Here is a 17362-nt window from a genome sequence, read left to right as displayed (position 1 = left end):
GCAGCGCCTGATCGAGGAACCTCTGCTGCTGCAGAGGTTCTCTTTTTAACAAGCGCGGTCTTTGAAGGGAGGGAGAGTAGCCATGGCTACATCCGCAGTAAATGCTGACAAGTCATTGATAGGCACTGTGCAGCACAAAAAGAAAAAGAAAAAATGGCAGTCCTACGCTCTGCTGTTCATATTACCATCATTTATTTTGTACACCTTGTTCGTTATCGTCCCTACAGTGGGCAGTGTCTATTTAAGCTTCACCTCATGGGATGGCATTAGCGACAACGTAAGGTATATCGGCTTCGCTAACTTTGTGGAAATCTGGAATAGTCCAAGGGTGCATAACGCACTGAAAAATACGATGATCATGACCATTTCACTTGTTGTTTTAGAGAATATTGCAGCAATTGCAATGGCTATGATGGTCGATAAGGTACGCTGGTTCCGGAATTTATTCAGAAGTGTATTTTATTTCCCTACGTTGCTTAGTGGGATCGTAATGGGTTTCGTCTGGGCGATGATCCTGAATTACAACTTTGGTGTATTTAATCAGATTCTGGAGTCTGTTGGGCTTGGAACCTGGATTGTGGATTGGTTGGGCAATCCTAAATATGCAATGCTGTCGATTATTTTGTCTACCGTTTGGAAAGGCGCGGGTTATTATATGATCATTTATCTCGCTGGATTGCAAGGTATTCCGCAGGAATTGAATGAGGCGGCCAGTATTGATGGAGCAGGGGGCTGGCAACAGTTTCGGCATATTACCTTTCCGCTGCTTGCGGGGTCAATGACAGTATGTATGGTATTATCGATGATCAGCGCCTTGAAGATTTTTGATCAGATTGCTGTCATGACCGATGGTGGTCCGGGCTTTGAGACGGAGACATTAACTTATATTATTTATAAGGTCGGGTTTGGTGAATTAAGACAAGGTTTTGGTACTGCACTGGCGATGGTCTTGTTCTTAATCATACTCATCATTACAGTCTTCCAAGTGAAGGTTCTCCAGAAGCGGGAGGTGCAGCTCTAAAATGACGATGCAGACACGTAAAAGAGTTGGGCAAATCGCACTTTTCATTGTTACATTATTAGTAGCTATTATCTTTTTCTTTCCTATATTCTTTAATTTAATGTCAGCCTTCAAGAGTAATGCAGAGATTATGAAGGATGCCATCGCTTTTCCGAAAACTCTTTATCTGGACAGCTTCAAATATCTGTTAACCGAAACAGAGTTTCCACGGGCTATTCTGAATAGTCTGATTTTGACAGCATTTTCTATTGCGGCACAGGTCTTGATTATTCCGATGGCGGGCTACGCAATTGAACGCAGAAATGCCAGATGGACTCGGTTCATGTTCGTTTATTTTTTAGCAGGAATGATGATCCCTTTTCAGGCGTATATGATTCCTCTATTTAAAGAGCTTAGAATGCTGGGGTTATACGGCAGCCTTGCCGGTCCAATTCTAATTTATGTAGCCGGTGCGGTGGGCTTTGGATGCCTGTTGTATACAAGCTTTGTCAAAGGCATTCCTAGAGAAATTGAAGAAGCGGCGGAGATCGACGGATGTTCTCGTTATGCGATATTCTGGAAAATTGTTTTCCCGCTGCTAGGACCCGTCACAGCCAGTATGGTGGTCTTAAACGGACTTGGAATCTGGAACGATTTCCTGATGCCGATGCTGGTATTGCCTTCTGGACAGGCTAAAACTATGGTCGTGGAAATTTACCGTTATATCGGAGAATTCTCCTCACGTTGGGATATGATTTTTGCAGGAACAGCAATGTCGGTTGTGCCTGTGCTGATTGTGTTTATTGCCTTGCAGAAGTATTTTGTTAAGGGGATTGCGTCTGGTGCAACGAAGGGTTAATTCATAAAAAGGGATATATCCTGTAACCACTTAGTGGGCTGCAGGGTACATCCCTTTTTTTGTAAGCGAAACAATCACTAAAGCGTATTTGGATTCGCGGTTAAACGGCGGTAGCCCATTGGCGGGAGACCTGTCCAGCGTTTGAATTGCTTGCTGAAATGGGACACATCCCGGTATCCTAGCCGGTGGGCGACCGATTCGACAGATAGACTATTATCCATTAGCAGCAGTTTGGCGTGACGAATGATCAAGCGGGATAAATATTGTCTTGGCGACATGCCATAAATTTGGTGGAAAACACGATTGCAGTGAGTTGTACTGTATCCGAGTTTTGCCGCAATGTGCTCAATACCGCCGCCTCTTTCGCCTGTGCTTGCAGCGGAGGCGACAGATTCCTGCAGCAATCCTTCGATGGCGTTAGCTAAGGCGACGGTATTTTCCGTAGCTTCTGTATCTGCCAGGAGGGGCATTTCCGAAAGTACCCAGCCGCTGAGTGCGGTTAGAAGTTGCAGCGAAGCATGCAATGTAATCAGGCGATTTCTGTGTGTGTCCTTTGACTCTGACAAGATGGAAGAATTTATGATTACATCTAGAGCGGAACGAATGGCTCGCAGCTCCGGGGTATTCCCACTTAGACTAACAGCGTCTGCTGTTAGTAAAGCTCGCCGTAAAATCAGATCATCAATATCGAAATGCAGGCAGTAATAAGTCATGTCACGACTAGCATTCGAACCGAGGCTGCTATGTTCTACACCGGGACGAATAAACAAAATATCACCGCTTTGCTGGATAAAAGATTTATTGCCGACCGTCATATGTTGCTCACCCTGCAGTACAACGTTAATCTCAAACATGGGATGAGTGTGTACGGGATATTGCCAATCCGGATTTACTTTTCTCCAATGCGCGGCGAAGATATGGAAAGCCGCTTGGATGTCTGGAGACATCTGGCCATCAATAGAATTATGAAAAGCGGGATCATTCGAGATCATTTCAATCCTCTTTTACTGTAAAGTTTGGCTTCATTATAACATAGGTTTTTATCGATGTTTGATTTGCCCAAATAAAAGAAGGCTTTAACCCTGTTGTACTTCCGGAAAGATCGATAACATGGAGATATAGCCCGGAGGTATCCGGGACCATGCTGGAAGGAGTGTTATTATTTATGGCGCATAATCAATTTTTTAATGCCCATCATTCACCGATTGGTGCATTTGCGAGTTTCACTTTAGGATTCAAAGGAGCTAGTGGAGGTTTCGATCTGGAGATTGGAAAACCACCTAGACAAAATATATTCATAGGATTAGAACGTGCTGACGGAAAGGGATATGATACCCTGCCATTTCATGAAATCGGGGGAGAGGACGAAAGTAAACGTTATGATATTGAGAATCCGGATCCTAATCCTGACAAGGAGAATATTCTGTTCCCTTTTCAAGAGCGTGAGATTTCCAGAGATTTTCATGTAACCACAGACAGCTGGAGTGCGGGTGATTTGACCTTCCGGATTCTGTCCCCCGTTCGTTCTGTACCGGATCCAGAAACTGCTTCTATAGAAGAAATGAAGGATGTGCTGCTGCCTGCAGTGCTGGTTGAACTCGAAGTGGACAATACCTCATCCGCCACCTCGCGCCGTGCATTCTTTGGTTTTCAGGGAACAGATGTGTATAGCGGAATGAGAAGACTGGATGATGTATCATCGGAGATTACAGGCGTTGGCCAAGGGAGATTTATTGCGATTGCTGCGGAAAAAGGAACTGCAAAGTCCGCACTGCATTTTACGATGGAGGATATTCTAACGGAGGAGCTGCAGGAGAATTGGACCTTTGGACTGGGGCGCGTCGGCGCTTTGATCATGGATGTTCCAGCCGGAGTAAAAGAAACTTACCGTTTTGCTATTTGTTTTCACCGTTCAGGTTATGTCACCTCAGGAATTGATGCTTCCTATTACTACAATCATTATTTCAACAATATAGAGGCAGTGGCTGAATATGCATTATCCAGATTTGATATCCTTAAGCAAGAAGCGGAGCAAGCTAACGATAGATTTACTCATGATGACCTATCCGCAGATCAAACCTTTATGTTAGCGCATGCGATTCGTAGTTATTACGGCTCCACGCAATTACTGGACTACAAGAATAAGCCATTTTGGATCGTCAACGAAGGCGAATACCGGATGATGAATACCTTTGATCTTACCGTCGATCAGTTATTTTATGAGCTGCGTTTGAATCCTTGGACGGTACGTAATGAACTAGATATGTTCGTGGAAAGATTCAGCTACGAAGATACGGTGCGTTTCCCGGGTGAGGATACAGAGTATCCAGGTGGAATTAGCTTCACACATGATATGGGGGTAGCCAATGTAGTTTCACGCCCGGGATATTCTGCTTATGAGGTCTATGGCATTGATGGTTGTTTCTCACATATGACACATGAACAATTGGTTAACTGGGTGCTGAGTGCAGCAACTTATGTAGAGCATACAGGCGACCGGGGCTGGATGGAACGTAATCTCAGTATTATGGAGAAATGCCTGGATAGCATGGTAAATCGTGATCATCCAGATCCTGAACAAAGAAATGGTGTCATGGGGCTTGATAGCTCACGTACGATGGGCGGAGCAGAAATTACTACGTATGACAGTCTGGATGTGTCTTTAGGTCAGGCTCGTAACAATATTTATCTGGCAGGAAAATGCTGGGCTGCTTACTTGGCTATGGAGAAAATATTTGCAGAGCATGGGCGTGCGGAACAGTCCAAAACAGCAGGTGATCAGGCTGAAAAATGCGCCGCAACAATGGTGGCAAGTGTTACAGCAGACGGGTATATTCCGGCTGTCATTGGAGAAGGCAATGACTCCAAGATCATTCCGGCTATCGAAGGCCTTGTGTTCCCTTACTTTACAGGCTGCAAGGAAGCACTTGATCGTAGTGGGCGGTTCGCCGCCTATATTGGTGCACTCGACAAGCACTTGCATGCGGTATTACAGCCGGGAGTGTGTTTATTCGAAGACGGAGGCTGGAAAATCTCTTCAACCAGCAATAATAGCTGGCTCAGTAAAATCTATCTCTCCCAATTCATCGCTCGTTGCATTCTGGGACTGGAATGGGAGGAACGTGGAGCAGCAGCGGATCGTGCTCACGTAGCTTGGCTTACCCATCCGGAGTTGTCGATTTGGAGCTGGAGCGATCAGATTATTTCCGGTGAGATCACAGGCAGTAAATATTATCCGCGTGGCGTTACAGCGATTTTGTGGTTGGATGAGAAATAAGAGTAGATAATTTCAATAAGTAGAAACGGAATATGCAAAAATACTAAGAGGGGGGCTACCCCTCTTTTTTGCTGTTTCGACGTATAAAACTTTCGAATCTGAGAGGAAATTAATATAGCTTTTACAGCTCATTGACGCGGAGCGTATATAGGCTTGTTATATTGAGGGGAAAAGGGGGATGAAATATGAGAGAAATGGAAGAATCGTCCTTTACCGCTACCCAGCCTGTTCTTGCAAGCGATACTTATGGTTGGGATAAGCTTCAGGTTTCACAATGGTATAGTCCGCAGCAAGCTTTCACCCCGTCCTCGGAGTCAAAATATTTAATTGGGATTCACTGCACAGCCTACTACGAAAACTATTACACCATTCATATTACCCCTTGTAATGAGAGCCTTCTTTGCCCTTGGGGCAGAACCTCGCTCTATTTTTTGAAAATTGAAATTACACCAGCGGTCATCGAAGAGATTGCTCGTGAATCAGGTTATCTGAAGGAAGGCCATATCCAATTGGACCGCAAATTTCATGTGAAGGATTCCAAGCTGCTGCAATTAGGACTTTGGATGCTAGAGGAATTGCAGAATGGCGGTGCCAAAGGGAAAATATACAGCGACTCTTTATCGAATATGTTAATTATTCACTTGTTACAACACTATTCTTCTGTGATCCCCCAGCACTCAAATAGTAAAACTCCCGCCAACCAAGAGATATTTCAGGTCATCCAATTTATGCGTGAACGGTTGGAAGATGAGATTCAACTGACTGATCTCGCAACTATGGCTAATATGAGCCAATCACATTTTATTCGGATTTTTAAACAACAGACAGGATATACCCCCCATAACTATTTAATCCGGCTGCGAATCGAACGCTCTAAATTTCTTATTCGTTCCGGGAAAATTGGGTTGAAGGAAATTGCATCTCAGGTGGGTTTCGCCGATCAAGGACATTTTACTAGATTGTTCAAACGAGAAACTGGCCTAACCCCAAAGCTGTATGCGAATCAAAGCTCCTCCAAGCCTAATCATATGGTTTATTAATTTTATTCTTGTAAATGAGAGTTTTATTCAAGGAATGAAGTGTTTTGTTCAATTAGTGAGCTGGAGCCAGCTTCTATAATAAGGTTGAAGTAAGGCGAACAAATGCCGGACTACAACCTTATTAGGAGGAGAGAAAACATGAGATTAAAAAGATTATTCAGTCTGATTTGCGCGGGGGTACTTACGACCAGTTCTTTATCTTTAGTAGCATCTGCCACACCTGTCGGACCGGATAACCTAGTAAACACCGAGGTAGAATCCAGTGCAGAGTCAACTTCAGCTTCAGGGATCACTGCTGGATGGCATGAAGTTTCCAAGCAAACCTTTTGGTTACTTGATGCTCTTGAAAGAGGACAAGGGGTGGCTACAGACGGAAATTCTTGGATCTTTAGTTCCTCGTACGGACTCTTGCGGACTGGACTTGATGGCAAATCCGTAAAAGCACGGAATGAATTGGCTATTCCTCTGGAGATTGCTTCCCAAGGTGGAGACCATATCGGTGATATTTCCTACTATAACGGTAAAATATACGCTCCTATTGAAGACGGCAAAAACTATCAGCATCCTTACATCGCCCTTTATGATGTGAACACTTTGAAATATACGGGCACATCCTATGCTTTGCCGCTGAATTTGCATATTGGCGGTGTACCATGGGTAGCGGTGGATGCCGCTCGCGGTCAGGTTTATACAGCTCAGTGGAGTAATGCCAGCGTCTTGAATGTGCTTAGCCTCGACGATATGCATGTAATCACAACCGTTCCACTTTCCCAAAGCATTGATCGAATTCAAGGTGCCGAAGTGTACAACGGTGTTCTATATGCCTCTACGGATAACGCGACCCAAACGGTTTACCGGATTGATCCGGAGACTGGAAACGTATCTGTGGCCTTTGATCGCAATCTGCCTAGTGGTACTGAAGCTCAAGGAATTGCTGTATTGCCCACCGCAGATGGTGCACAGCTTCATATTCTTGATGTAGGCTCAAATCGTATTAGTGTGAACTTTCGCCATTATGCATTCTAATTCAAATCCAAGCGAAAAAAGGGGCTAACAGAAATGCTAAAGCAATCCAAAACCATTCTAACGTTATTATCCGTTTCTATGCTGGCAGTAGCGGGCTGCGGTCAAGCTAATAACAGTTCAGTTGAAGCCAAAGCGGAAGCTAATAACGCTCAGCCTACAGCAATCGCAGCAACTCCTGAATCCACCGAGACTCCAGCTACTAAGCCGGTGGAGATTACATTTTATTATCCGGTTAATGTGGGTGGTCCTCTTACTAAAGTAATCGATGGGATGGCTAATACATTCATGGAACAGCACCCAGAGATTAAAGTTAATCCCGTGTACACAGGCAATTACGGTGATAATACCGTAAAAATTCAAGCGGGTGTACAAGCTAAGCAGCCACCGGATGTAGCGGTCATGATGTCAACAGAGCTATACAGCATGCTCGATATGAATGCGATTATTCCGCTGGATGATTATATTGCGAAGGACAAGGACATTCAAATGGAAGACTTTTATCCCGCCTTTGTGGAGGATACTCAGTCTGAAGGTAAAACGTACAGCCTGCCCTTTCAGCGAAGCACGATTGTTATGTATTACAACAAAGAAATGTTCAAAGCCGCAGGACTTGATCCAGAGAAGCCACCTGCTACATGGGATGAGCTTGTAACTTATGCTGAGAAGCTGAACAAAGACGGTCACGTGGGGCTGGAAATTCCGGGCAATGATGATTCGTATTGGATGTTTCAAATGCTTGCTCGGCAAAATGCGTCTGATCCGAAGCAAAACATAATGTCCTCCGATGGCAAAAAAGCGATGTTTGATACACCGGAGAATGTGGAGGCATTGCAATTCTGGTTGGATTTGTCCCATAAATATAGGGCGATGCCGGAAGGTGTTATTGATTGGGCCACGGTTCCAACGGATTTCATTCAAGGTAAAACAGCCATGATGATGCATACAAGCGGCAACTTAACCAACGTAAAAAATAATGCGAAATTCGAATTCGGCGTAGCGTTCCCACCTGCACAAAAGCAATATGGATCACCCACTGGTGGCGGCAATCTGTATATTTTCAAGGACACATCTCCTGAAAAACAAGCAGCAGCTTGGGAATTCGCCAAATACATGACGGCTTCGGAACAGGCGGCCCTCTTCAGCAGCTCATCCGGTTATGTTGGCGTAAGAAAGTCCGCTTATGATACAGATGAAATGAAGAAATATACGGCGGATTTCCCGCAAGCATTGGTTGCAAGAGACCAGCTGGAATATGCTTTCCGGGAATTATCCACTCATAATCATGGTAAAGTATCGACGGCAATAACGAATCAAATTCAAGCGGCATTGGCAGGAGAGATTGATGCAGCGGGTGCGCTCAAAAAAGCGCAAGCAGAAGCAGATCAGGCATTAGCTCCCTTCAATAAGTAATTATTAAGGTATAGGGTACGCCAGAACAGACTGGTAACTTGTTCTGGCGTCATTCCTTTATTCAATAATCGTAACAACCTTTAACAGGGAAGGATTGAATGGTATGAATGCCGGATGGACTGAGAGGCTTAGACGAAACGGATTCGGCTGGGGACTTGTGTTGCCTTCGCTGCTCTTTCTTTGCTTGTTTACTTATTACCCTATGTTTAAATCCCTTTGGCTCAGCTTTTATGAGAAAAACTTAGCGACTCCTGAGCCTTTGTTCGTAGGTTTTGACAATTACGCTAATCTATTGCATGACCATGTTTTTTTGAAGGTGTTCAGTAATAATATATGGTTCGCCCTTGGTACAGTACCAACCTCAATAGTTTTGGCTTTCTTGATGGCACTGTTTGCCGACAAGGCGATAAAAGGGCGGGGACTGGCACGTCTTTCCTTTTTCTATCCGAATATGATCCCAATGATCGCGGTGGCGAACATTTGGTTGTTTCTGTATACCCCTCATTTTGGGCTTTTCGCCAGATTGGCTTCTTGGATTGCAGATCAGCCTGTGAATTTACTGGGAACACCTGATACGGTGATGGGCGCATTAGTGATCATGATGATTTGGAAAGAAGCCGGATATTTTATGATTTTTTATTTAGCAGGAATGCAGCAGATTCCTAAGGATTTATATGAAGCGGCTGCTGTAAGCGGAGTCGGTACGTTTACTTCCATTCGTAGAATCACAATTCCACTCACGATGCCGACTACATTGTTCGTGGCTGTTGTGGCGATAACGAATTCCTTTAAGCTGGTTGACCATCTCTGGATTATGACAAAAGGCGGCCCGAACAATGCAAGCAACCTGTTGCTTTATTATATCTACGAGACAACCTTTAATTTCTACGATCAAGGAATGGCTGCATCGATGACGGTAATCATGATTGTGCTGTTGCTTCTGATTTCCTCTTTGCAGTTTTTTGGCTGGGATCGGAAAATTCATTATGAATAGGAGGTGGAATCCGTGGAGGATAATCCATTAAAGCTGCCCTTAGTATTAAGGCAGAATACACGTAAAGCTATAGAAGAGGAGCGCATGTTGAACTCAGAAAAAACGAAGCGCCGAATCCAGCAGATACTGTGGCATGCGGTTGGATTTACTTTTGCCGCGGTCTGGATCATTCCCTTCCTATGGGTGGTCAGAACGGCCTTTTTACCCAAAGACGTTGCTATCGGTTCGGGCTGGTCTTGGAGCTGGACGTTTGAGAATCTGATTCATGTCTGGAATGGAGCACCTTTTGGACGGTTTTTAATGAATACATTGCTGGTGTGCGGTGTTGTTCTTGCTGTGCAGCTGGTTACGATGACGATGGCTGCTTATGCGTTCGCGCGGGTACGTTTCTTCGGAAAAGATCTGCTATTCATGTTATTTTTAGTGCAAATTATGGTGCCACCGGATGTTCTTATCTTTTCCAACTATCAGGTGTTGAATGAAATGGGTCTGCTGGATACCAAGCTAGGGATTATGCTGCCTTACTTTGCTTCCTCCTTTGGAGTGTTTCTCTTAAGACAATCCTTTAAGCAATTACCCTATGAGCTCGATGAAGCTGCCCGGGTGGAAGGCGCCTCACGGCTGCATATTCTTTCCAGAATCTATGTCCCACTGTCACGCCCGATTTATGTGTCCTTTGCTATCGTGTCGGTCAGCTTTCATTGGAATGATTTCTTGTGGCCCCTTATTGTAACCAATTCGGAGGAGAATCGCTTATTAACCGTAGGTTTGGCGATGTTCGCAAAAGCCACGGAAGCTGGTGCACAGTGGTCGGATGTCTGCGCGGCTACGCTAATTGTTTCGGCACCCTTAATGATTGGATTCTTATTGTTCCAGCGGCAAGTGATAGGAAGTTTTATGAGCTCTGGCATTAAAGGTTAGGAGGAGGCATTTATGAGGCTGGCGATTATCGGAGACTTACATTATCCGGACGAATTGTTAAACAACAAGGTTTTGATTAAAGAAGCACGAGATGCTTTTTATGAGCAATTTATGAATCTGTTTTTGTCCATCCCAGCCGATTATCATATTTCTGTAGGAGATATGGTGCATGCAGGAGAATTTAGCGAATTTAATTATATTCTGGGTAAGATTAAGGACAGCAAGTATCCTAGGCGGTTTCTACATGTTCTTGGCAATCATGATACGTACACTTATCCTAAGCAAGAAATCCTTTCCGTCACCCGGCAGCAGCGATACAGTGTTATTGAAGAGACGAATGCGATCATTATTTTGCTGGATACCGCACGGGAAAATCGTGACGATTGGAGCGGAACACTTGATGATGAACAGCTAGCCTGGCTCGAAGCACAAATGAAGCGGACTACAGATAAGCCACTATTCGTCTTTGGCCATCATCCCCTGTATAATACGACCGCTAGATCAACCGAACCGATGATGTCACTGGATCCCAGTTTGGATATTTGGCCGATATTGAAGCAGTGGCAAGGTGTGGGTTTTTATTTTAACGGCCATAATCACGTACATTCCATCGTTAGACAAGACAACTGGCATTTCATTCAAACGGCCTCCATTCTGGATATTCCTGCTGCTCGAATTCTCACTGTGCTTGAAGATGAGATCCGGTTAGAAATGGTGAGTCTGGCGAGTGAGCAATTGAGTAAATGGTCTTCATTATTTACCTTCAGCATTTTTGATTATGAAAAATATCCGCAGGCTGAAGGGGAGGCGAGAGATCAGGAACTAATCATAAATCGACTTCAAAGGGACAGAAAGCAGGTGGACCAGCAATGAATCGCCAGCCAGTAAGATTAGCTATCGTAGGCGGGAATCGTGGGGCCAGTTTTATGAATGCACTATACTCTCTATCGGATCGGATACATCTGACCGCCACTTGTGACTTGAATGAGTGGGTTCTTAATCAATGGAAAGAGAAATTTCCGGACATCCGAACATATCGGGATTATCATGAAATGTTAAAAGATTCGGCAATCGATGCGGTGTTTATCTTAAGCCCCATGCATTTGCATGCCAGACAATCTATTGATGCTTTAAAAGCGGGTAAGCATGTCCTAAGCGAAGTGATTTCGATCCAATCTTTAGAGGAAGCTTGGGAGCTTATCGAAACTGTTGAACAAACTGGACTTAAATATATGATGTCTGAAAATTACTGCTTCTCGCGCTCCAATCTGACGATTAAACATATGGCGGATCAAGGCATGTTCGGTGAAATTACTTATCTGGAAGGCGGATACATCCATGATTTGCGTCATTTGACTCATCATCCGGATGGATCTCTGACTTGGCGGGGGCAATTACATCAGCAGTATAACGGGATCAATTATCCGACGCATTCTATAGGTCCAGTTGCCCAATGGATTAATCTCAATAAGCCTGATGGAGATCGGTTAAAGAGCATCTCGACTTTTGTTTCTAAATCAAGATCTTTACAATATTATTTTGGAGAGCATTATGGAAAAGATCATCCGGCAGCGCGTGAAGGTTTCTGGCGGCAAGGTGACAGTGCGGTTGCGGTCATCCAAACGGAAAAGGGTGTACTGATTGAGCTGCGTGTAGATTGGAGCTCTGTACGACCTCATAACAAAACTCATTATTTGCTGCAAGGAACTGAAGGGGCGTATAATACGGGCCGCCATCAGCAAGAAGAAGATTTGATCTGGTTCAGGAATCTTTCGCCCAAAAATATAGAAGATGGAGAGGAATTGTGGGAGCCGCTAAGCAGCTATCAGCCACTTTATGATCATCCAACATGGAAAAAATGGGGCGAATACGCTGCTGGGACGAAACATGGCGGAGGTGATTTTATGGTGCTTGAAGAATTCATTTCCGCGATTCAGGAGGATCGAACCCCTTCGGTGGACGTATATGATGCCGTTACTTGGAGCTCTGTGTTTACATTGTCTATGGAATCAGTAGAGATGGGTGGGAAAGTTGTAGCTTTTCCTGATTTTAGATCGAAGGTGAGAATTTGACGGTGGAACAGGCGCTTTCCAAACTTGTAATGAAAAAAGAAACACTGTCGGACTTGCCTGCTTTTCAATGTCCTGCCGGGTATCAACTTACGTCCTTCCAGCCGGAGGATGAGCGAAATTGGGAGGATCTTATCCGTCATTCTTTTACAAGAGAAGTTAAATTTGCAGATAAAATCAGTGCTCATGTGCCGTTTTATTCTGATCGCTTGTTGTTCATTTGCCGCGGGGATCAGCCTGTAGCGACAGCTACGGCCTGGGAATTAAGCAGTGGAGACCATAAGAGCTGGTACTTGCATATGGTTGGAGTGCTTCCGGAATATTCTGGCAAAGGTCTCGGTTATGCTGTAAGTCTTGCTGTTTTGCACAAAATAAGAGAATCAGGTGGAGCGGCAGCCTCTTTAGAAACCGATGATTTCAGACTGCCCGCCATCCGTATTTATTTGAAATTAGGATTTCAGCCGGTGTACTTAGACGATAGTCATCCTGGAAGGTGGGAACGAATCCTACAAAGGCTTTGATTTTGATAATGATAAATGCTAGGGATTAGGGGGGCTATACGCCTCCTTATTTCATTCTGGCACCTACGGAAGAAACTTGATTCAAGAATTAACTTGTCGGTTGGTTTAATTGCTGCTATAGTCATACTGACTTATTAAACGCGTTTAATAAGTCAGTATGACTATAGGTGAGAGGTGGGAGAGCCATGGCGAGTGAGAAACGACTTCCTTCACAGCAAATGAAATCTGAAATTATCCGAAATATTCGAACAGCATTAGTAGAACTAGGAAAAGCAACGAAGGCAGAGTTAAGCCATAAATTGCAATACAGTTTCCCAACGATAAGTAAATTTCTAATGCAGATGGAAGAGGCAGGGGAAATAACGGTCAGCGGTCTGGATGAGTCAAGTGGGGGAAGAAGGGCAATAAGATACACCTATAATCCGAATTATCGGTTAGGGATGGCTATTTTTTTGGAAAAAAATGAAACCAATTATACCATCTATAATTGCATTGGTGAGGTAATCAAAGAAGGGAGTTTGCCCAGTATTCTTGAGGAAGATGTTAGTAAACTGGTCATGCTTATTGAAGATGAAAAAAAGGCCAATCCTAAAATTCATTCTGTGGCTATTGGAGTTCCAGGTGCGGTGAATCATGGGCAGATTTTTCTGATTCCGGGTTATGAGAAATATCAGAATTTAGATTTGAAAAGACACATAGAAGATCAACTATCTATTCCGACAATCGTGGAAAATGATATGAATGCTGCTGTAATCGGCTATATGACGCAACGAAATTTGAAAGAAAATATATCTCTAATGTATCTGTATTTAGGGAAAAATGGTCCGGGGGCTGGGATCGCGGTCAATGGTGAAATCGTGCGAGGAAAGACGTTTTTTTCAGGAGAAGTTCAATTTTTGCCACAGTATGATCATAAAAATTTCATAGAGGCATTAACTGAAGATTCTAGTGGATCAAATATGCAATCGAATCATAGTGTGGATGCGATTAGTCGATTAGTGGCTACTATGACTTCTATTTTGAATCCGCATTATATTATTTTTTGTGAGGATGAATTAGCTCCAGCCATGCTTAATCAAATCTATGAACGAAGTGCCACATACGTTCCGAAGGAGCATCTTCCAGCGTTAGCGGTAAGTCACTTGAAGCGTGATTATCTGAATGGATTACAAAGTCTTGGATTAGGCTTATTAGTTTCACAACAAATAGATGAGAACAATTAAGGAGATAACTATGGCAACTTTTTTTCTTATTATTATTTATTTAGCATTTATTAGCTTGGGATTGCCGGATTCATTGCTTGGCTCCGCTTGGCCAGTGATGAGAATGGACTTAAATGCTTCATTAGGTACGGCTGGAATTCTTTCGATGGTTATTGCAGTAGGGACAATTGTTTCCAGTTTAATGAGTGGTGTTATCCTTAAACGTTTTGGTACAGGGAAAGTGACTCTTATTAGTTGTATCATGACAGCTGTAGCGTTGTTTGGTTTTGCAGGGTCACCTTCGTTAGTCTGGTTAATTATTGCTGCAATTCCACTCGGTTTAGGTGCGGGATCTGTAGATGCCGGATTAAATAGTTATGTGGCTACGCACTATAAAGCCCATCATATGAGTTGGTTACACTGCTTCTGGGGAGTGGGCGCCACGCTGGGTCCTATTATTATGGGCTCTTTTATCTCTGGAGAAGGGCTATGGCGGCAAGGTTATCTTACGGTTGCTTACATACAATTGAGCTTAGTTATTATTCTATTCGTTACACTGCCTTTATGGGATAGAGTGGCTGGGAGTAATAACCACCAGCATGCTGAAAGTGATCTTGAGTTCAATCATCCGGAGCAAGAGCATGTCGCAGAGAACACAAAACCATGGAAATTAAGAGGGGTAAAGCTAGCAATGTTAACCTTTTTATTTTATTCTGCCATCGAAACGAGTATGGGGTTATGGGGGAGCAGCTTTCTTGTAAACATTAAAGACATTCCTGCATCAACTGCAGCGACATGGGTATCGTTTTTTTATCTAGGGATTACCTTTGGTAGAATGGTGACGGGTTTCATTACTTTTAAAATGAGTAATAAACAGCTAATTCGATATGGTCAGCTCATTGCTTTAATTGGTACGGTGCTGTTAGTATTGCCGCTTCCAACTATAGTTTCACTTGTAGGATTTATGATCATAGGTTTAGGGTTAGCCCCCATTTTTCCGTGTATGCTACATGAAACCCCTGTACGATTCGGGAAGAAACATGCTCAGTCGATTATGGGCTTTCAGATGGCAACTGCTTATACCGGCACCACGCTGATGCCGCCTTTTATCGGCTTATTAGCTTCGAAATTCACGCTCGGTATTTTTCCTGCGATGATCGTTTTTTTCGCCATCGTTATGCTCTTGTGTACAGAAAAGCTTAATCAATACTCAGCAAAAGTAAATGTCGGTTAAATTTGAATTGAATATATTACGGACTAACCCTTCATATATATAGCTATAGGAGGGGGGAGCTGTAAATGTGGTTGTTAATTATTATAGGTGTTGGATGTCTCTCCGGTTTTATATTGTTTAGAAAGAATATATTGGCCGCTGATCACGAACATTTTCAAGGACCGGAGAAATTGTCCATCATCATCCCCGCAAGAAATGAAGAATATAATCTGCGTTTTCTGCTCGACTCACTCCAGCTCCAAACCGTTACTCCCTATGAAATTATTGTTGTGGATGACTTCTCAGAGGATCGGACCAAGGAAATTGCCGAAAGCTATGGAGTTAAGGTTATTGCGAACAGCAGTCTCCCTGAGGGATGGACGGGCAAGAGCTGGGCAGTATGGAATGGGTATTTACAAGCCTCGGGCGATATTTTTGCTTTTCTGGATGCAGATATCCGGTTAAAACCTAACGCTCTGGCCTCATTATTAAAAGCAAGGGAGCTAGCGAAAGGCGTCATTTCGGTAGTTCCTTTTCATCATACAGAAAAGCTGTTTGAGAAACTTGCCTTAATCATGAATATGCTGGGGATCTTCACATTCACCTCTGTTTTTGAAAAGAATAACGCCAAAAAAGGTTTATACGGTTCGTGTATTCTAGCTTTAAGGCAGGATTATGAAAAGGTTAATGGCCATCAAAGCATTAGATCTGAAGTGCTGGATGATTTGTCTTTAGGAGAGAAGTTTATCGCGGCAGGTGTTCCCATTAGAAATTTTATCGGTTATGGCTTAGTATCTTTTCGTATGTATCCGAAGGGGATAAAAAGTGAAATTGAAGGCTTCAGTAAAGGGGCTGTCTTAAGCACCTCAACGTTAAGCCCGCGGACGATTATTCCAATTGCACTTTGGGTGGTCGGGCTCATCATCTCAGAAACCGTGTTTATTTTTGCGAATACTTCCTGGGGATTGCCGTTACTTTTTGGTTATCTCCTTTATATGTTCCAGCTCTTTTATTTTATTAAATATGTAGGGGTTTTTGGCATCGTCATTCCAGTATTTCACGTGGTTGCTACTCTTTTCTTTATCTTGATTATGCTTTATTCGATATATCAGGTCGTTTTTCTGAGGCATGTAAGCTGGAAAGGAAGGCAAATCCAGGTGGGAGGCCATAGGGACTAATGATCATATTGTGGGTCGCGGGTTTATTCTTGTCGGGATCTCTTATGTTTTCCTATTGGCTTGGGCTGGCGCGTAAAAAGAATTTAAAGGTCATAGGCGATGGTAATCCGGGGGCTTTGAATCTATGGAAGTCATCTGGCTATAAATTCGGAATTTTTGGGGTGTTGTTGGATTTTTTAAAAGGATATCTGCCTCTTTTATGGGTAATGGAAAGTCATTATAGTCAGGGTTATTTCATTATTCCGCTAGCCTTAGCTCCTATTGCCGGTCATGCCTTCTCCCCATTTCTTAAAGGAAAAGGAGGGAAGGCGATCGCCGTAACCTTTGGGGTATGGAGTGCGTTGACAGGATTCAAAGCCTCTTTAGCGTTAGCAGTCATCCTGGCAGTGTTGAAAGTGCTCAGCAGCGGGTACAAAAGCAGAGGAAATTCACCTGTCTCGGATGGTGTGCAAGTGGTTAGCGGAATGCTGCTCCTTTTTGTCTATTTGTGCATCAGTAAGTGGTCTGCTCCTATCCTGTGGGTATGGCTTGGGAGCTTTGTGATCCTAGTATATACGCACAGGTTAGAATGGATTGCATGGGTGAAGGAATATTTAAAAAGAGAGCGGGGGCATTGAAGTTACTTACTTCATCGTGATAGATGTTTCGTATA

Annotated in this window: 16 protein-coding genes; 15 read left to right on the top strand and 1 reads right to left on the bottom strand. The window is 43.6% G+C overall.

What is annotated here, in order from left to right; translation table 11 throughout:
- Positions 1-82 precede the first annotated feature (82 nt).
- Positions 83-1021, top strand: a complete 939-nt coding sequence (locus MHH60_RS15695) for a carbohydrate ABC transporter permease (protein ID WP_076129834.1) — start codon at positions 83-85, stop codon at positions 1019-1021.
- Between the two features lies 1 nt (position 1022).
- Complete coding sequence (locus MHH60_RS15690; RefSeq protein ID WP_175619013.1) at positions 1023-1859, top strand: carbohydrate ABC transporter permease; 837 nt, start codon at positions 1023-1025, stop codon at positions 1857-1859.
- A gap of 77 nt (positions 1860-1936) precedes the next feature.
- Here the strand turns inward: MHH60_RS15690 and MHH60_RS15685 are convergent, their stop codons facing one another.
- Complete coding sequence (locus tag MHH60_RS15685; protein ID WP_076138526.1) at positions 1937-2851, bottom strand: helix-turn-helix domain-containing protein; 915 nt, start codon at positions 2849-2851, stop codon at positions 1937-1939.
- 173 nt (positions 2852-3024) lie between these two features.
- Between MHH60_RS15685 and MHH60_RS15680 the strand changes: the two genes are divergently transcribed.
- The 13 genes from MHH60_RS15680 to MHH60_RS15620 all read left to right on the top strand — a co-directional run bounded on the left by MHH60_RS15680 (position 3025) and on the right by MHH60_RS15620 (position 17327).
- Positions 3025-5136: a glycoside hydrolase family 52 protein gene (locus MHH60_RS15680; protein ID WP_076138545.1), complete on the top strand. Its 2112-nt coding sequence runs from the start codon at positions 3025-3027 to the stop codon at positions 5134-5136.
- A 185-nt stretch (positions 5137-5321) separates the two neighbouring features.
- On the top strand, positions 5322-6176 hold the full coding sequence (locus MHH60_RS15675; protein WP_076138525.1) for an AraC family transcriptional regulator: 855 nt from the start codon (positions 5322-5324) through the stop codon (positions 6174-6176).
- Positions 6177-6314: 138 nt separating this feature from the next.
- The gene (locus MHH60_RS15670; protein ID WP_076138524.1) at positions 6315-7202 is read left to right on the top strand and encodes a YncE family protein; all 888 of its coding nucleotides are present in this window, start codon (positions 6315-6317) and stop codon (positions 7200-7202) included.
- A gap of 33 nt (positions 7203-7235) precedes the next feature.
- Positions 7236-8612 (top strand): ABC transporter substrate-binding protein, encoded by a 1377-nt coding sequence (locus MHH60_RS15665; RefSeq protein WP_076138523.1) that lies wholly within the window; start codon positions 7236-7238, stop codon positions 8610-8612.
- A gap of 103 nt (positions 8613-8715) precedes the next feature.
- Entirely contained in the window at positions 8716-9606 is an 891-nt protein-coding gene (locus MHH60_RS15660; RefSeq protein ID WP_076138522.1) for a carbohydrate ABC transporter permease, read from the top strand.
- A gap of 84 nt (positions 9607-9690) precedes the next feature.
- The gene (locus tag MHH60_RS15655; protein ID WP_076138544.1) at positions 9691-10527 is read left to right on the top strand and encodes a carbohydrate ABC transporter permease; all 837 of its coding nucleotides are present in this window, start codon (positions 9691-9693) and stop codon (positions 10525-10527) included.
- A gap of 12 nt (positions 10528-10539) precedes the next feature.
- Positions 10540-11400 (top strand): metallophosphoesterase family protein, encoded by an 861-nt coding sequence (locus MHH60_RS15650; protein ID WP_076138521.1) that lies wholly within the window; start codon positions 10540-10542, stop codon positions 11398-11400.
- Positions 11397-12599 carry a Gfo/Idh/MocA family protein gene (locus tag MHH60_RS15645; RefSeq protein WP_076138520.1) on the top strand — a complete coding sequence of 401 codons (1203 nt, stop codon included), beginning with the start codon at positions 11397-11399 and terminating at the stop codon, positions 12597-12599. The genes MHH60_RS15650 and MHH60_RS15645 overlap by 4 nt, the downstream gene beginning before the upstream one ends.
- Before the next feature lie 29 nt (positions 12600-12628).
- Positions 12629-13117: a GNAT family N-acetyltransferase gene (locus MHH60_RS15640; protein WP_143766783.1), complete on the top strand. Its 489-nt coding sequence runs from the start codon at positions 12629-12631 to the stop codon at positions 13115-13117.
- Positions 13118-13302: 185 nt separating this feature from the next.
- Positions 13303-14340: an ROK family transcriptional regulator gene (locus MHH60_RS15635; RefSeq protein WP_076138518.1), complete on the top strand. Its 1038-nt coding sequence runs from the start codon at positions 13303-13305 to the stop codon at positions 14338-14340.
- Between the two features lie 10 nt (positions 14341-14350).
- On the top strand, positions 14351-15553 hold the full coding sequence (locus MHH60_RS15630; protein ID WP_076138517.1) for an MFS transporter: 1203 nt from the start codon (positions 14351-14353) through the stop codon (positions 15551-15553).
- A gap of 65 nt (positions 15554-15618) precedes the next feature.
- A complete protein-coding gene (locus MHH60_RS15625) occupies positions 15619-16710 on the top strand; it encodes a glycosyltransferase (RefSeq protein WP_076138516.1) in 1092 nt (363 codons plus the stop codon).
- Positions 16710-17327 (top strand): glycerol-3-phosphate acyltransferase, encoded by a 618-nt coding sequence (locus MHH60_RS15620; protein WP_076138515.1) that lies wholly within the window; start codon positions 16710-16712, stop codon positions 17325-17327. The genes MHH60_RS15625 and MHH60_RS15620 overlap by 1 nt, the downstream gene beginning before the upstream one ends.
- Positions 17328-17362: the final 35 nt, after the last annotated feature.

Source organism: Paenibacillus sp. FSL H7-0716, assembly GCF_038002705.1.
Classification (GTDB): Bacteria; Bacillota; Bacilli; order Paenibacillales; family Paenibacillaceae; genus Paenibacillus_AQ; species Paenibacillus_AQ odorifer.
This window is presented reverse-complemented; position numbering and strand designations above follow the sequence as displayed.

Bases quoted from the DNA above. Each gene is read 5' to 3' on its own strand.
- MHH60_RS15695 (WP_076129834.1), top strand. From the start codon at position 83: ATGGCTACATCCGCAGTAAATGCTGACAAGTCATTGATAGGCACTGTG.
- MHH60_RS15690 (WP_175619013.1), top strand. From the start codon at position 1,023: ATGACGATGCAGACACGTAAAAGAGTTGGGCAAATCGCACTTTTCATT.
- MHH60_RS15685 (WP_076138526.1), bottom strand. From the start codon at position 2,851: ATGATCTCGAATGATCCCGCTTTTCATAATTCTATTGATGGCCAGATG.
- MHH60_RS15680 (WP_076138545.1), top strand. From the start codon at position 3,025: ATGGCGCATAATCAATTTTTTAATGCCCATCATTCACCGATTGGTGCA.
- MHH60_RS15675 (WP_076138525.1), top strand. From the start codon at position 5,322: ATGAGAGAAATGGAAGAATCGTCCTTTACCGCTACCCAGCCTGTTCTT.
- MHH60_RS15670 (WP_076138524.1), top strand. From the start codon at position 6,315: ATGAGATTAAAAAGATTATTCAGTCTGATTTGCGCGGGGGTACTTACG.
- MHH60_RS15665 (WP_076138523.1), top strand. From the start codon at position 7,236: ATGCTAAAGCAATCCAAAACCATTCTAACGTTATTATCCGTTTCTATG.
- MHH60_RS15660 (WP_076138522.1), top strand. From the start codon at position 8,716: ATGAATGCCGGATGGACTGAGAGGCTTAGACGAAACGGATTCGGCTGG.
- MHH60_RS15655 (WP_076138544.1), top strand. From the start codon at position 9,691: ATGTTGAACTCAGAAAAAACGAAGCGCCGAATCCAGCAGATACTGTGG.
- MHH60_RS15650 (WP_076138521.1), top strand. From the start codon at position 10,540: ATGAGGCTGGCGATTATCGGAGACTTACATTATCCGGACGAATTGTTA.
- MHH60_RS15645 (WP_076138520.1), top strand. From the start codon at position 11,397: ATGAATCGCCAGCCAGTAAGATTAGCTATCGTAGGCGGGAATCGTGGG.
- MHH60_RS15640 (WP_143766783.1), top strand. From the start codon at position 12,629: ATGAAAAAAGAAACACTGTCGGACTTGCCTGCTTTTCAATGTCCTGCC.
- MHH60_RS15635 (WP_076138518.1), top strand. From the start codon at position 13,303: ATGGCGAGTGAGAAACGACTTCCTTCACAGCAAATGAAATCTGAAATT.
- MHH60_RS15630 (WP_076138517.1), top strand. From the start codon at position 14,351: ATGGCAACTTTTTTTCTTATTATTATTTATTTAGCATTTATTAGCTTG.
- MHH60_RS15625 (WP_076138516.1), top strand. From the start codon at position 15,619: ATGTGGTTGTTAATTATTATAGGTGTTGGATGTCTCTCCGGTTTTATA.
- MHH60_RS15620 (WP_076138515.1), top strand. From the start codon at position 16,710: ATGATCATATTGTGGGTCGCGGGTTTATTCTTGTCGGGATCTCTTATG.